Source organism: Sphingomonas sp. Leaf10 (assembly GCF_001421245.1).
Taxonomy (GTDB): Bacteria; Pseudomonadota; Alphaproteobacteria; order Sphingomonadales; family Sphingomonadaceae; genus Sphingomonas.
Genome location: NZ_LMKE01000001.1, coordinates 24,904 through 39,533 on the forward strand (window position 1 = coordinate 24,904; position 14,630 = coordinate 39,533).

General features: G+C 67.9%; 13 protein-coding genes. 7 read left to right on the forward strand and 6 right to left on the reverse strand.

Going from position 1 to position 14,630, the window contains the following annotated elements; genetic code table 11:
* Positions 1 to 39: 39 nt before the first annotated feature.
* Positions 40 to 378, reverse strand: a complete 339-nt coding sequence (locus ASE59_RS00120; protein ID WP_321163205.1) for a succinate dehydrogenase assembly factor 2 — start codon at positions 376 to 378, stop codon at positions 40 to 42.
* Between ASE59_RS00120 and recG the strand changes: the two genes are divergently transcribed.
* Both recG and ASE59_RS00130 read left to right on the forward strand, forming a co-directional pair.
* On the forward strand, positions 377 to 2,437 hold the full coding sequence (gene recG / locus ASE59_RS00125; protein WP_056450585.1) for an ATP-dependent DNA helicase RecG: 2,061 nt from the start codon (positions 377 to 379) through the stop codon (positions 2,435 to 2,437). The genes ASE59_RS00120 and recG overlap by 2 nt on opposite strands.
* Before the next feature lie 286 nt (positions 2,438 to 2,723).
* Positions 2,724 to 3,164 carry a DMT family transporter gene (locus ASE59_RS00130; protein ID WP_056450588.1) on the forward strand — a complete coding sequence of 147 codons (441 nt, stop codon included), beginning with the start codon at positions 2,724 to 2,726 and terminating at the stop codon, positions 3,162 to 3,164.
* 170 nt (positions 3,165 to 3,334) lie between these two features.
* On the opposite strand, the gene tyrS is transcribed toward ASE59_RS00130, so the two are convergent.
* The gene (gene tyrS / locus ASE59_RS00135) at positions 3,335 to 4,561 is read right to left on the reverse strand and encodes a tyrosine--tRNA ligase (protein ID WP_056450590.1); all 1,227 of its coding nucleotides are present in this window, start codon (positions 4,559 to 4,561) and stop codon (positions 3,335 to 3,337) included.
* Positions 4,562 to 4,945: 384 nt separating this feature from the next.
* On the opposite strand from tyrS, the gene ASE59_RS00140 reads away from it, so the two are divergent.
* From ASE59_RS00140 to ASE59_RS00160, 5 genes are read left to right on the forward strand one after another with little or no spacing between them, the layout of a single operon-like run.
* Positions 4,946 to 6,067 (forward strand): anhydro-N-acetylmuramic acid kinase, encoded by a 1,122-nt coding sequence (locus tag ASE59_RS00140; RefSeq protein WP_056450594.1) that lies wholly within the window; start codon positions 4,946 to 4,948, stop codon positions 6,065 to 6,067.
* 9 nt (positions 6,068 to 6,076) lie between these two features.
* Positions 6,077 to 7,249, forward strand: coding sequence for a hypothetical protein (locus ASE59_RS00145; protein WP_056450597.1), 1,173 nt, complete (start codon positions 6,077 to 6,079; stop codon positions 7,247 to 7,249).
* Positions 7,250 to 7,284: 35 nt separating this feature from the next.
* A complete protein-coding gene (locus ASE59_RS00150) occupies positions 7,285 to 8,379 on the forward strand; it encodes a DUF2336 domain-containing protein (protein ID WP_056450600.1) in 1,095 nt (364 codons plus the stop codon).
* Positions 8,380 to 8,384: 5 nt separating this feature from the next.
* A complete protein-coding gene (locus tag ASE59_RS00155; RefSeq protein ID WP_056452550.1) occupies positions 8,385 to 9,764 on the forward strand; it encodes a PAS domain-containing sensor histidine kinase in 1,380 nt (459 codons plus the stop codon).
* A 54-nt stretch (positions 9,765 to 9,818) separates the two neighbouring features.
* Positions 9,819 to 10,427 (forward strand): TetR/AcrR family transcriptional regulator, encoded by a 609-nt coding sequence (locus tag ASE59_RS00160; RefSeq protein ID WP_056450602.1) that lies wholly within the window; start codon positions 9,819 to 9,821, stop codon positions 10,425 to 10,427.
* Here the strand turns inward: ASE59_RS00160 and ASE59_RS00165 are convergent.
* The 4 genes from ASE59_RS00165 to ASE59_RS00180 form a co-directional block, all read right to left on the reverse strand.
* Entirely contained in the window at positions 10,404 to 10,985 is a 582-nt protein-coding gene (locus ASE59_RS00165) for a biliverdin-producing heme oxygenase (RefSeq protein WP_056450605.1), read from the reverse strand. The genes ASE59_RS00160 and ASE59_RS00165 overlap by 24 nt on opposite strands.
* 67 nt (positions 10,986 to 11,052) lie before the next feature.
* Positions 11,053 to 12,741: a hypothetical protein gene (locus tag ASE59_RS00170; RefSeq protein WP_056450608.1), complete on the reverse strand. Its 1,689-nt coding sequence runs from the start codon at positions 12,739 to 12,741 to the stop codon at positions 11,053 to 11,055.
* 45 nt (positions 12,742 to 12,786) lie between these two features.
* Positions 12,787 to 13,863, reverse strand: a complete 1,077-nt coding sequence (locus tag ASE59_RS00175; protein WP_056450611.1) for a protein-glutamate methylesterase/protein-glutamine glutaminase — start codon at positions 13,861 to 13,863, stop codon at positions 12,787 to 12,789.
* Between the two features lie 2 nt (positions 13,864 to 13,865).
* Positions 13,866 to 14,630: CheR family methyltransferase (locus tag ASE59_RS00180; protein WP_082457980.1), on the reverse strand; the 765-nt coding region annotated here is incomplete at its 5' end.

The following is a 14,630-nucleotide window of genomic DNA, read 5'->3' on the forward strand; positions in this document are numbered from 1 at the left end:
AAGGGGAGAGGGAGATTCGATCTCGCTTCCCTCTTCAGTTCACCGCGAAACCGGCACGAAATCCATTTTCCGCATACCGTGCAGCACCGGGTGGTCGAACTGCGTGGGCGGCGGCTCGACGCCCATCGCCCATGCCATGATGTCGACGTCCTGTTCCTCGAGAAACACCTCGAACCAGTCCATGTCGGCGTCGCTCCACGTCGCGCCATGCGCGTCGAAATAGCCGCCGATCATCAGGTCGGCTTCGCGGGTGCCGCGATGCCAGCTGCGGAATTTCAGGCGCTTGAGGCGGGTCTCGCGGTCCATGGGACTCCAATGGCGATAGACCGACGGACGCTGGCAGCGGCCGCCGGTTCGGATATAGGACCAGATAGTCATGCGTCCCGATCTGCTCAACCCGCTGTTTGCCGAAGTCATCACGCTGAAAGGCGTGGGTCCGGCGCTGGCCAAACCGCTCGAGCGGTTGAAACTGGGGCGGGTGGTCGATGTCGCGTTCCACCTGCCGACCGGGTGGGTCGACCGGCTGCGGCGCGACGAACTGATGGCGCAGGATGCGGGGCGGGTGATCGCGATCCCGCTGACCGCGACCGATTACCGGGTGAGCGCCGGGCGCGGCCCCACGCGGGTCCATGCGGCGGACAAGCACGGCAATATCGTCAATTTGACGTACTTCGGTGGGTCGTCGGGGTGGGTGAAGAAGCTGTTCCCGCTGGGCGAGACGCAGTTGGTGTCGGGCAAGCTGGAAACGTACGGGCAGGAATTGCAGATGGTCCATCCCGACCATGTGCTGCCCCTCGACGAAGCGGAGTCGGTGCCCGAGCGCGAGGCGATCTATCCGCTGTCGGAGGGGCTGACGTCGCGCCGGGTCGGGCAGTTGGCGGCGCAGGCGATCGAGCGGGCACCCGAGATGCCCGAATGGATCGAACCTAGTCTGCTCGCCAAGCACCAGTGGCCGGCGTGGAAGGAAGCGTTAGCGCGCATCCATGCCGATCCGGCCGATGCCACGGCACGCGAGCGGCTGGCTTATGACGAGGTGTTCGCCAATCAGTTGGCGCTGCTGCTGGTGCGGGGCGAGGCGCGAGCGCGGAAAGGGCGGTCGCTGACCGGCGACGGGCGGCTGCGGGACAAGCTGGACCTGCCATACACGCCGACCGGTGCGCAGTCGCGAACGATCGGCGAGATCGAGGGCGACATGGCGCAGACCCAGCCGATGCTACGGCTGCTGCAAGGCGACGTCGGGTCGGGGAAGACGCTGGTCGCGCTGATGGCGTTGCTGATCGCGGTGGAGGGGGGAGCGCAGGGGGCGTTGCTGGCGCCGACCGAAATCCTTGCACGCCAGCATTATGCGACGTTGCAGCGGCAGCTGGCGGGGACCGGCGTGACGGTCGCCGCGCTGACCGGGCGCGACAAGGGGCGGGTGCGCGAGGGCGTGCTGATGGGATTGGCCGATGGGTCGATCGATATCCTCGTCGGCACGCACGCGATCTTTCAGGAGGCGGTGGCGTATCGCGATCTGGGGCTGGTCGTGGTCGACGAACAGCATCGCTTCGGCGTGGCGCAGCGGATGATGTTACAGGCGAAGGCGGTGCGACCGCCGCACCTGTTGGTGATGACCGCGACGCCGATCCCGCGCACGCTGACGCTGGCCCAATATGGCGAGATGGACGTCAGCCGGCTGGACGAAATGCCGCCGGGGCGCGAGCCGATCGAGACGGTGGTGATGTCGGAGGACAAGCTTGACGCGGTGGTCGACGGCCTCGCGCGGCATCTGTCCGCGGGGAAGCAGGCCTATTGGGTGTGCCCGCTGGTCGAGGAGAGCGAGAAGTCCGACCTTGCCGCGGCAAAGGCGCGGGCGGAGGCGCTACGGCAACGGTTCGGGGACAAGGTCGCGCTGGTCCATGGGCGGATGAAGCCGCTGGAGAAGGACGCGGTGATGGCCGAGTTTTCGGCGGCGCGCGCGGGCGTGCTGGTGGCGACGACGGTGATCGAGGTCGGCGTCGACGTGCCCAATGCGACGCTGATCGTCATCGAGGCGGCGGATCGCTTCGGGTTGGCGCAGTTGCACCAGTTGCGCGGGCGGGTGGGGCGCGGGGGCGGCAAGTCGGTGTGCCTGTTGCTGCGGGGCAATAGCCTGTCGGAGACGTCAAGGGCGCGCCTCGCGCTGATGCGCGAGAGCAATGACGGGTTCCGGATCGCCGAGGAGGATCTGCGGCTGCGCGGGGGCGGCGAGTTGCTGGGGACGCGGCAGTCGGGGGAAGCGATGTTCCGGCTGGCGACGCCGGAGATGCTGGGCGAGTTGCTGCCGGTTGCCAATGCCGATGCGCGATTGCTGGTGGATCGCGATGGCGGGCTTACGGGTGCGCGAGGGCGGGCGGCGCGGGTGGCGTTGTATTTGTTCGAGCGGGATGCAGGGGTTGGGCGGTTGCGGTCGGGGTGATGGCTACCCGCACATTCGTCACTCCCGCGCAGGCGGGAGTCCATATGCGCTGACGTTGCGGATGGAGCCGAGCGGCTGGCGTTTATGGATTCCCGCCTGCGCGGGAATGACGAATCTGGGCGGGCGGTATGCATCCGCTCCCCCGTCATTCCGGCGCAGGCCGGAATCCATTGTGTCGGGTGTTCGCGATGGAGCCGCGGCGTCACCCCATCCGTGGATTCCGGCTTTCGCCGGAATGACGAAGGTTGCTTGCCGTCCGCTCTGGCGGGCGATAGCGCCCCCTCTCATGAACGTCCTTGCCCCACTCATCGTCGCCCTGCTGGGCGGTATCGGTCTTGCCGTGCAGCCACCGACCAATGCCGCCTTGGGACGGAGCATCGGGTCCGTGCTGCTGGCGGCGTTGGTGTCGTTCGCGGTGGGGACGGTGATCCTGACGGGCGTGTGGTTGGTGGCCGACCGGACGCCGCTGGCGAACCTGCGCGAGGCGCGGCCGTGGATGTTTCTGGGTGGGGCCTATGGCGCGTTCTTCGTTGCGGCGGCGGCGTTTGCCGCGCCGCGGCTGGGGCTGGCGTCGATGCTGACGATCATGATCGCGACGCAACTGGTCGCGGCGCTGGTGATCGATCGCTTCGGGCTGATCGGGTTGCCGAAGGCGCCGATCAGCGGGTTGCGGCTGGCGGGAGTCGGGTTGGTGCTGGTGGGGGCAATGCTGGTTCGGCGGGGGTGAGTCTGCCCGCCATCCAACGCCACCCTACCCGTTTGCTTCGAGCGCAGGTTCGAGCCTGTCGAGAACCGTAGTCGAGAAGGGGGTGCCTCAAACTACGGCGTTCTCGACGGACGCTTCTCAACTTCGCTCGAAGCTGCTCGAACCGAACGGGTTTTACGGTGGGACGGTCGTTACTCCGTTGGCGTCAGCAGGCCGTGGTTCTTCTTTCCTGCCGAAACGCGGACCGGTGCGTCGACTGCGATCACCTGCGCCTCATCCGTGACCTTCTCGCCATCGACGCGTGCGCCGCCGCCCTTGATCAGCCGGCGGGCTTCGCCTTTCGATGCGGCGAGGTTCAGCGCGACCAGCGCATCGACGACGTTGATCGCACCGCTGACGCCGAAGGTCGGGAGCGTGTCACCTGCCGAACCCTCTTCGAAGGTGCGGCGCGCGGTTTCGGCGGCTCCGGTCGCCGCATCCGCGCCGCGGCACATGGCGGTCGCTTCGTTGGCGAGAATCTTCTTCGCTTCGTTGATCTCGGCGCCCGGCAACGCTTCCAGCCGGGCGATCTCGTCCAGCGGCAGGTCGGTGAACAGGCGCAGGAAGCGGCCGACGTCGCGGTCGTCGGTGTTGCGCCAGAATTGCCAGTAATCGAAATGCGGCAACTGGTCCTCGTGCAGCCAGACCGCACCCGACATGGTCTTGCCCATCTTGCCGCCATCGGCGGTGGTGATGAGCGGGGTGGTTACGCCGTACACCTCAGTCCCGTCCATGCGGCGGGCGAGTTCGATGCCGTTGACGATATTGCCCCATTGATCGCTGCCGCCCATTTGCAGGCGACAGCCATGACGCTGCGACAATTCGCGGAAGTCATAGGCTTGCAGGATCATGTAGTTGAATTCGAGGAACGACAGCGACTGTTCGCGGTCGAGCCGCAGCTTCACCGAATCGAACGACAGCATCCGGTTGACCGAGAAATGCTGTCCGACCTCGCGCAGGAACGGGATATATTCCAGCGCGTCGAGCCAGTCGGCATTGTCGACCATCACCGCATCGGACGCGCCATCGCCGAAGGTCAGGAAGCGTTCGAAGATGCGCTTGATCGACGCGACGTTCGCCGAAATCCCGTCTTCGGCCAGCAGCTTGCGCGCTTCGTCCTTGAAGCTCGGGTCGCCGATCTTGCCGGTGCCGCCGCCCATCAGCACGATCGGCTTGTGCCCGGTCTGCTGCATCCGGCGCAGCAGCATGATTTGCACGAGGCTGCCGACGTGCAGCGACGGTGCGGTCGGATCGAAGCCGATATAGCCCGGGACGACCTGCTTGTTCGCCAGCGCATCGAGCCCGGCGGCGTCGGTCAGCTGATGGATGTATCCGCGTTCGCTAAGAGTGCGCAGCAGGTCGGAGCTATAGTTCGTCATGCGGCCGTGTAGGGTCCAAACCCAACCAGAACAAGGTCGGGACAGAGCGGATTTTGGTGCCAGGCGGCGTCGCTGTTCGATCACGATGCTTGGGCATCGCTCTCCTTCCTCACTCCTGCCTTGGCACCATAATCCGCCCGCCGTTGCGCGGTCGGTTCGGGAAGGCCGTCCACTGCGTCGCTTGCTTGCGCGTAGCCTCTGCTACGCGACTGCGCTGCGCTTCTTGTCGACGACCTTCCCGAACCAATCACGATCCGTGTTCTGGTTGGGTTTGGACCCAAGCGTCGCCACCGCACCAAAGTCCACGCATCTCGACTTGGTGCTTGCCGTCGCGCTGTTATGAAGCGTGTATGGGGCGGGATGAACGCCTTAGCGGAGAAGTCCATGCTTGCGATCGGCCTGATGTCTGGAACCTCGCTGGACGGTATCGATGCCGCGTTGATCGAGACCGATGGCGAAGGCGAGGTGCGGCCGGTGGCGTTCGTCGGATCGCCCTACAGCGACGAAGATCGTGCGGCGCTGTCTGCCGCGACCGAACTGGCGCTGCTGTTCAACGATCCGGGCGAGCATCCGCTGATCGAGCGGGCCGAGACGTTGCTGACCCGTACCCATGCCGCCGCCGTTGCCGCGCTGCTGGAACAGGCGGGGATCGAGGCGCGGACGGTCGATGTTATCGGCTTTCATGGGCAGACGGTCGCGCATCGCCCGGACAAGGGGTGGACATGGCAGCTGGGCGACGGCGCCGCGCTGGCGGCGGTTACGGGTATCGATGTCGTTGCCGGTCTGCGCATCGACGATGTCCGCGCGGGCGGGCAGGGCGCGCCGTTGCTGCCGGTCTATCATGCCGCGCGGGCGGCGGGAATGGAACGGCCGGTCGCGGTGCTGAACCTCGGCGGGGTCGGCAATATCACCTATGTCGGCGAAGGCGACGAATTGATCGCGTTCGACACCGGTCCGGCCAACGGGCTGGTCGACAGTTGGGTCGAGGCGGAAAGCGGCGCGCGCTATGACGCGGGCGGTGCGCTGGCGGCATCGGGGCAGGTCGATCAGGTGGTGCTGACCGCGATGCTCGACCATCCGTTCTTCGAACTGCCGCACCCCAAGTCGCTCGACCGGCATGATTTCACGATCCAGCCGGCGCGCGGGCTGTCGGCGGCGGACGGGGCGGCGACGCTGACCGCGTTCACCGCCGCCTGTGTCGCGGAGGCGATCGACCGGTTGCCGGCGCGGCCCGTGCGGCTGATCATCGGTGGTGGCGGGCGGCATAATCCGGTGATGCTGCGCATGATCGCCGAGCGGACCGGCGTGATGGTGGAGCCGAGCGACGCCTATGGCTGGAACGGCGACGCGCTGGAGGCGGAGGGCTTCGCCTATCTGGCGGTCCGGTCGCTGAAAGGATTGCCGATCACCTTTCCCGGGACGACCGGCGTATCGGCGCCGCTGACCGGCGGCACATTATACCGGGCGACGCGGGCGGGGCTGGCGTTGCGGGTCGTGACCGCTTAACCGGGCGCGATGCTGACCGGCCTGATTTTCGCGACCGAAGAAGCCGAACACCAGCCGGGCGTGCTGGCGGCGACCCTGCCCTTTGGTGGCATGACGCTGATCGAATATCAGGCGCGGTTGTTGATCGCGGCAGGATCGGCGCAGTTGCTGGTCGCAGTGGGACGCGTGACGCCCGCGCTGGCGGCGGCGGTCAACCGCATCGGACGGCGCGGGGCGACCGTCGATATCGTGCGATCGGCCGAGGAAGCGAAGGCCAAGGCGCACCCGCTTGCCGTCATCGTCGCGCTGGCCGACGGACTGGTCACGACCGATGCGGTGGTCGCCAACATGGCGTTGGAGCCGGCCGACACGCTGCTGGTCACGCCGACTGGCGATGCGACGTCGGTCGAGCGGGTCGATTCGGGACATTGCTGGGCCGGGGTCGCGACGCTGTCGGTCGACCGGCTGGAGGATGCCGCGCGCCTGCCGCGTGAATATGATTTCCAGTCGACGCTGCTGCGCGTCGCGACGCAGGCGCGGGCCAAGCATGTCCTGTTGCCGGCCAAGGCGGCACGATCGGGCCACGGGGTCGAGCGCGATGCCGGCACGCTGGAGGTGCGGAGCAAGGACGTGCTGGCGTCGCTGGCCGAACAGCGCACCGGCTGGATCGACCGGTTCGTGTTCACGCCGGTCACGCGATTGGTGCTGCCGTTGCTGGTGCGGCGCAAGGTGCCCGATATCGCGGTCGGAATCGCCGGCAGCGTGCTCGGACTTTTCGGACTGGCCGCGATCCCATTTTGGGACGCCGGCGGCGCGACCGTGCTGCTGTTCGCGGCGATGGTGCTGCTGTCGGCAGGCTCGTTGCTCGGCTGGCTGCGCGGCGAGGACGGCCATGCCGCGCTGCAGGAACGTGGCCTCGAAGTGCTGGGAGTGGCGGGAATCCTTGGGATCGGGCTGGTCCAGTCGCTGATCGTGTCGGCCGGAACGGCGGCGGTGCTGGCGGCGACCGGGGTCGCGGTGACGATTTTGACGCGGCGGATCCCAGCGCCCCGGCCCCCCTGGGCGGCGACCCCGGCGACCGCTTTGGTCCTCCTCGCACCGTTCGCACTGGCTGGAACCGTGACGCCGGGGCTGGCATTGGTCGCAATTCATGCGGGGGTAACCCTCGCCCATGCAATCGAACATTTGCGGCGTCGGGCTTAGGATCGCCTTAACCGCTATTGGTTAATGCGAGTACCATGTCCGACGATCTGCTCGAGTCCCGCGATGCCGATGCGTCCGCCGCTTATCTGCTCGACCATGTCGCCGCAGCCGAGCGCGCGGGGCACCGACGGCTGCGTGCATCCGCCGATCATTTCCATCTGCCCGTCGATGCGCGGATTGACGATCGCACCGCCGCCCGGCTGGACGCGACGATGCGCGCGACCGTCGCCAGCGTCGAAACCGAGATTCGCGATCATGCCGCACGCCTGCTGGCGTCGCGCGGGCAGGCGGCGGTCGCGCAGGGGCTGCGCGCGGTCGGATCGACGTTCGACCGGGTGCAGCGGGCCGGGCTGTTCCGCGATTCCGCGCTGTTCAATGAATTATACGCGCGCGTCCGGCTGGACACGATCGGCCGCGCGCTGCCGACGATGGTGATCGAGGCAGGCGACCGGCCGACGATGGTCGCGCGGCTGGCGCAGGCGAGCGACCGGCTGGTTGCCGCCGCCGCCGTGGCGATGCTGGCGGCACAGGCGCGGCGCGGGTCGGTGATCGATGGCGGGCCGGTGGCGGTCGATCTGGTCCGGCCGCTCCATGCCCGGATCGCATGGTGGGTCGCGGCGGCGCTGCGCGATGCGGCGGAGGTCGGCGAATCGATCGCCGCGCTCGACGCCGCCTTGGCCGAATCGGTCCGGCGTGCGATCGATGCGCAGGGCGAATTGGTGCCGATGGAAATCGCGGCGATGCGGCTGGCACAGGCGATTGATGCGCAGGGCGACGAAGTCCCAGCGCTGCTGACCGAGGCGATCGGCGACGGGCGGCTGGTGCTGTTCGTCGCGCTGGTCGCGCGGGCGAGCGGGCTGGCGTTCGATCGGGTCCGCGACGTGGTGATCGATGGCGATGGCGCGCGGTTGTGGGTCGTGCTGCGTGCGCTGGCGGTCGATCGGGCGACGATCGCGCGCATCGGCTTCGCGCTGGCGGAGGCCGAGCCGGTTCGCGACATCGAACGCTTCGCCGACCAGCTCGACAGCATCATGGGGGTCGCGCCCGAAGCGGCGCGGGTCGCATTGGCGCCGATGGCGTTGGATAGCGAATATCATGCGGCAATGCTGGCGTTGGGGACCGCCGAGTGATCGACATGCGCCTCGGCGCGGCGCCCGCGATCGGGCGGCTGTCGGCGGACGGGCTGTTGCTCGACGCCGAACCGCGTCTGGCCGAACTGAACCGCCGTGCGGGGGGCGGGCCGGGCCGACCGGTGGCGGTGCCGCAGATCGCCGCGCTGGTCCGGCTGGTCCGGCGGCTCGGCATCCCGCTGACCCGTGCGATCGTGGCGGCGGATGGCGAGGACGATATCACGCTGACCGTGCGTGCCGAACCCGATGAACTGGGCATCCGGCTGGAGGTGAATGGTTGGCGGGCCGGCGCGCCGTGGGAGGCGGAGCACGCGCCGCGCCGGGCGAGCGATTTCCTGCGCGCCGATGCCGACTGGGTGTGGACGACCGATGCGGCACTGCATCTGACGCATGTATCCGACCATGCCGGACAGAGTTTCGGCTTCGATCCGCAGATGGTGCTGGGTCAGCCGATCACGCGCCTGTTTTCGCTGAGCGACGATGGCGACGGTGGCTTTCCGATCCTCGGCGCGCTGGCATCGCAGAACCGGTTCGAGGGGCAGGAGGCGATGATCCGCGCCACGGCACACCGTGTCCGGCTGTCGGCGGTGCCACGGCTCGATGCGAATGGGCGCTTTGCCGGGTTCGACGGCGCGGTGCACGCGATCACGCCGCTGCCGTCGCCACCCTATGCTGCCGAAACCGGCGGGACGGCCGAACCGAATACCGACCTGCCCGACGGGTTCAGCCGGCGGATCGGGCGGGCGCTGCGGCATCCGCTGGGGCGGATCATCGCCAATGCCGACAGCATGTCGGCACAGGCCGACGGGCCGCTGCGCGACGATTATGTCGCCTATGCCGCCGATATCGCCAGCGCGGGCCGGCACCTGATGGGGCTGGTCGACGATCTGGAAGATCTCTCGGCGATCGAACGCGCCGATTTCGAGGTCGCTCTCGAGGATATCGACCTGGCCGATGTCGCGCGGCGCGCGGCCGGATTGCTGGGGGTGCGAGCGGTACAGGGCAATGTCCGCATCGACCGCCCGTCGTTCGACGATTCGCTGCCGGCGCGGGGTGAGTTCCGCCGGGTTTTGCAGATCATGGTGAACCTGATCGGCAATGCGGTGCGCTATTCGCCGTCCGCGGGCACGGTTTGGATCCGGCTGGAGCGCGACGGCGAGAATGCCTGCGTGATCGTCGCCGATCAGGGCAAGGGCATCGCCGCGGGCGATCAGGAACGCATCTTCACCAAATTCGGCCGGGTCGATCCGACCGAGGCGGGGGGCAGCGGCCTGGGCCTCTATATCGCGCGGCGGCTGGCGCGGGCGATGGGCGGCGACATCCTGGTCGACAGCGCGCCGGGGCAGGGCGCGCGGTTCGTGCTGGTGCTGTCGGGGCGGCCATAAGTCGACCCCGTTTTCGCGGTCGCATCGGCCGCGTTCGATGCTATCACCCGCGCCATGGGACGCAGGTCGGATCACAGCCGCGCGGAAATCGAACACATGCTGCTGGTCGAGGGGCATCGCCATCTGGCCGAGGCCGGGTTCGCGCGGTTCTCGGCGCGCGAGGTCGCTAAGCGGATCGGCTATTCGATCGGCACGCTCTACAATGTCTTCGGCAGCTATGACCGGTTCGTCGTCGCGCTGAACACGCGGACCTTCGGCGTGTGGGCAAGGGAGTTGGAGGCGGTGCTGGCGACGTGCAGCGGCGACCGTATCCGCTGCCTGGTCGAGAGCTATTTCGCCTTTGCCAGAACCAACCGCAATCTGTGGCTGGCGATCTACGACCATCATCTGCCGGGCGACTTCACGTTGCCCGAAGAGGATCACCGGCAGCGCGGCGAATTGACGCGGATCGTGGTCGACGAGATTGCAGCGGTGTTGCCGCCCGAGAAAGCGCCCGACGTGCCGCATCTCGCCCGGTCGCTGGTGGCGACGGTCCACGGCCACTGCATGTTCGACCTGACCGGCAGCTTCGCACTGATGGGCGAAGGCGAGCCGGTCGAGATGGCGCTGGCCCGCGTGCGCGAGACGCTGGCCGTGGCGTCAGGCGAAGGCCGCCTCGGCTAGCGAACGGAAGCGGGCGAAGGCGGTGCGGGCGGCGTCGATCATCCGTGCTTCGTCGGCATCGGTCATCGCTGCGTCGTCGATCGCGGCGGTGAAGCGCCGCCAGTGCGCGGCGCGGCCATCGGGATGACCGGCGAGGTGCTGCGCGCCGTGATCGGCGTCGAAACCGATGCGCTGCGCCGCCTTGATGAGGAATGCCGCGCCGAGCGATGACCCCTCCGCGACATAGAGCCAGCCGAGCGCGGCGGGAATGTCATCGGTCGCGACCGGTGCGGGATCGGGGATCGCAGGCGGCGGCAGCGCGACGGCGGTCAGGTCGGCGGCGATCGCGCCAGACCGGTCGCGTTCGGCCAGATCGGGGACCAGCGCCTGCAACGCCGGGTCGGCATAGAGCGGGGCGATGGCGGCATGGAACGCCTGCTGCACTTGCAGGAAGCGGACATAGCGATCGGGCGCGGCGAACGGATCGAGCGCCATGATCCGCGCGTCGAGCCGGTCGTGGAGGTCGGTGGTCGCGGCCTTCAGGCGCTGCGATCGGGTCGGGGGCAGGGGGATGGACACGCGATCCGTCTAGCGGCTTCGATGCGTCGGGGATAGCGGCCCGCCCGGTACCGAGCGAGCCGCGCGATCAGAACAGCCCGTCGTCGTCTTCGTCTTCCTCGACGACGGTGCTCGCCACCACGAAACAGGGCGGCACGTTGGCGGCATGGATGTCGCGCTCCTGCGCCATCGTATAGAGCGCGGCGATCTGCGGCAGCAGGGTGCCGAGCGCGCTCAGCGCGTCCTCCGACAGGTCGTGCGGCAGGGTGCTGACCGCCAGTACGATCGCCGACTGTCGCATCGTCGCGCCCAGTTCCAGCTCGGCGCCGATTTCGTCGCCGGTGATCGTCAGCAGTTCGATCAGCTGGCGGGCATCGTCGCCGCCTTCGCGGACCGCCATGTCGGTGCGCTGGCATCCTTCGCAGATGACGCTCAATGCCTGGGCGAGTTTCCCACCCATGTCGCCGGCGGTGTTGCCACGCTTGGCGGCGAGGGAAGCGTTGACTTCGGCCAGTTCGCGGATCGGCGCGCCGATGCCGCGCATCGCGTTCCCGAGTGAATGGGCGTAGATATCGACCTCACCCGCGACGACCGACACCGCCTTGCCCAGATCGCCATGGCGGCGACACAGCAGACGGGTGTTGGTGGCGATGTCCTGTACGTTGAACTGGACGCGTTGCAGATGTTCAAGACGGCCGGTCAGCTCGTCGACGGTTTCGGTGATCAGGCCCAGCATCGCCGCCGAGCGCTGATCGGCTTCCTGCAACTGTCCGGTGATGACCGCGATCTCACCCACCGCCTCGTCGATCTGGGCGAGGAACGGGCGGCCGTTGCGGCCGGCATCGTCCTCGACCAGCGTCCGCAGCGCGTCGGTATCGGGCTGCAACGCCTTCAACGAAGCGACCAGCCGGGCGGCGTCGCGGTCGAAATCGGCCGAACTCGCCTCCAGCTGCGCGGCGAGCAGATGGTGGATGACGCCGGTCACTTCGCTCTGCGCCGGCTCGGACAGGGCGACCCCTTCGAGCAGTTGCAGCGCGGAGACGACATGCTCGACCCGCTGGCGGGTGCTGTCACCGACCTGCAGCGCGCCGAGCATCGTCGCGACGCGGCCTTGCACGGTACGGGCGATTTCCGCCACCTGGTGCGCCATCGCCGCGACGTCGCCCAGATGGCCGTGCAGCGCGTTGGCATCGCGGGTCAGCCGCTGCGGCACGGCGGGCAGGATCTTCCGCGCCTCGGCCGCCAGCAGTCGCCCGGCCTGTTGCACGCTGCCGACGCTGGTCGACAATTCCTTCAGCTTGGCGAGGAATCCCTCCAGATGTTCCTCGCCGGCCGCCAGCCGCTGCCCCATGTCGTTGACGAAGCCCACAAAGGCAGCCTCGCCCGACGCGGCGATCTTGATATTCATGCCGTAGATATGGAGGACGCGCAGTGCCTGTCGCATGTCCATGACATGGTCGCGCAGCACGCGCGAGGCGGTGCCGATCCGGGCCATGTCGGCCTCGCGTTCGGCCTGTACCACCGGCAGCGCGTCGAGCTGTGCGGCAACTTCCTTCAGGCTGGTGACGGCGATGCCCGCCACGCTCTCGTCGAGCGCGCCGGTCACCCCCTCGATCGAGGTGATGATGCGGTCGATCGTGTCGATCGCGGTGGAGAGAGTGGTACCGGCGCGCACGAAGCGCGCGTCCATGCTGGCCGCCATCAGCGCCAGCGTACGCTTCAGATTCGTGGCGTCGATCGCCTGGCCCTGTACCGAATCGATCCGGAGGTGCTGCATGAGGGTGGTCCTAGGCGAGAAAGGATGGGGTGGCGGCGGCGGCGATCATCGTGCCGTCGCCAGCAGCAGGTCGCGGGCGATATTCTGCAACGGCACGACCTTGTCGGCGGCACCGCGGGCGATCGCTTCCTTGGGCATGCCGAACACGACCGAGGTCGCTTCGTCCTGTGCGAAGGTGCGGGCGCCGGCCTGCTTCATTTCCAGCAGACCGCGCGCACCGTCGTCACCCATGCCGGTCATGATGATGCCGACGGCGTTCGACCCGGCATTGCGCGCGGCCGAACGGAACAGCACGTCGACCGACGGGCGATGGCGCGAGACCAGCGGCCCTTCGCGCACCGCGACGACATAGCGCGCCCCCTGTCGCTCCAGGAGGGTGTGGCGCAGGCCGCCGGGGGCGATCAGCACATGGCCGCGCATCACCGTGTCGCCGTCCTCGGCTTCCTTCACATCGACCTGGCACAGGCCGTTCAGTCGCTTGGCAAAGGCGCGGGTGAAGCTCTCGGGCATATGCTGGACGATGACGATGCCGGGCGAGTTGGCGGGCAACGCCTCCAGCACCTCGCGCAGCGCTTCGGTCCCGCCGGTCGATGCGCCGATGCACACCACCATCTCGGTCGTGCGGCTCATCGCCCGCCCGGTGGGCGGCGGCAGGACGGCGTCGGCGGTCAGCTTTTCGGCGGGCGAACTGATCCTGCTCGACGTGGTGCGCGCGCGCAGCCGGGCGCGGGCGGCACCCTTTACCGTGTCGCGGATCCGCATCTTGGAATCGTTGAGGTGGTCGGCGACGCCCAGACGCGGTTTCAGGATCACGTCGACCGCACCCGCCTCCAGCGCCTGCAACAACGTTTCCGACCCTTCCTCGACCAGCGACGAACACATCACCACCGGGATCGGCTTCTGGCTCATCAGCTTGCGCAGGAAGGTGACGCCGTCCATGCGGGGCATTTCTACGTCGAGTGTAATGACATCGGGAATCTCTTCCTGGATGTAGCGCGCGGCGGCGAAGGGATCGGCGGCAGCGGCGATCACCTCGATCTCGGGGTCTTCGTTCAGTATCGCGGTCATCGCCTGGCGAACGCTGGCGCTGTCATCGATCACAAGGACGCGGATCTTTCCCATGCTCAGTCCTTCATGAAAACGGTGTAGGAAACGGTCGATACCGGCAGGTCCATGCCGGCGATCGATTCCGAATGGCCAAGGAACAGATAGCCGCCGGGGCGCAGGCAGGCGCATAGCCGGCGCACCACCTTTTCCTGCGTTTCCTTGTCGAAATAGATCAGCACGTTGCGACAGAAGATGATGTCCATCGGATCGCCGACCGGATAGCTGGCGTCCATCAGGTTCAGGCGCGCGAAGCCGATCGCCGAGCGCAGCGACGGCACGATGCGCACGTCGCGCGACGTGCGGTCGACCGGCGTCGCGACATAACGCTGGCGCAGGGCCGAGGGCACCGGTTCGACCAGTTCGGCCGGATAGATGCCGCGGCGGGCGGTCTCCAGCACGGCGGTGTCGATATCGGTCGCGAGGATGCCGTAATCGGGACCGCCCCCGTTGGCGAACTGGTCGAGGACCATCGCCATGGTATAGGGTTCGGCCCCGGTCGAGCAGGCGGCGCTCCACGCGCGGATGCGGTGCTGCCCGGTCGCGGCGATCGTCGGCAGTGCGGTCTGGGCCAGATAGTCGAAATGACCGGGTTCGCGGAAGAAATCGGTCTTGTTGGTGGTCACCGCATTGACGAGGTGGACCAGTTCCCCCGGCTCCGCGCGTCCGTCGAACAGGTGGTCGCAATATTGGTCGAGCGTCGCCATGCCGGTGTCGCGCAACCGCCGTTGCAACCGGCCCTCCAGCATCGTCGCCTTGGTCCGCGGCATCTTGATGCCGGTCTG

Coding starts and splice junctions, on each gene's coding strand:
- ASE59_RS00175 (WP_056450611.1), bottom strand. CDS start 13,863: ATGGGAAAGATCCGCGTCCTTGTGATCGATGACAGCGCCAGCGTTCGC.
- recG (WP_056450585.1), top strand. CDS start 377: ATGCGTCCCGATCTGCTCAACCCGCTGTTTGCCGAAGTCATCACGCTG.
- tyrS (WP_056450590.1), bottom strand. CDS start 4,561: ATGACGAACTATAGCTCCGACCTGCTGCGCACTCTTAGCGAACGCGGA.
- ASE59_RS00170 (WP_056450608.1), bottom strand. CDS start 12,741: ATGCAGCACCTCCGGATCGATTCGGTACAGGGCCAGGCGATCGACGCC.
- ASE59_RS00130 (WP_056450588.1), top strand. CDS start 2,724: ATGAACGTCCTTGCCCCACTCATCGTCGCCCTGCTGGGCGGTATCGGT.
- ASE59_RS00160 (WP_056450602.1), top strand. CDS start 9,819: ATGGGACGCAGGTCGGATCACAGCCGCGCGGAAATCGAACACATGCTG.
- ASE59_RS00155 (WP_056452550.1), top strand. CDS start 8,385: ATGCGCCTCGGCGCGGCGCCCGCGATCGGGCGGCTGTCGGCGGACGGG.
- ASE59_RS00140 (WP_056450594.1), top strand. CDS start 4,946: ATGCTTGCGATCGGCCTGATGTCTGGAACCTCGCTGGACGGTATCGAT.
- ASE59_RS00150 (WP_056450600.1), top strand. CDS start 7,285: ATGTCCGACGATCTGCTCGAGTCCCGCGATGCCGATGCGTCCGCCGCT.
- ASE59_RS00120 (WP_321163205.1), bottom strand. CDS start 378: ATGACTATCTGGTCCTATATCCGAACCGGCGGCCGCTGCCAGCGTCCG.
- ASE59_RS00145 (WP_056450597.1), top strand. CDS start 6,077: ATGCTGACCGGCCTGATTTTCGCGACCGAAGAAGCCGAACACCAGCCG.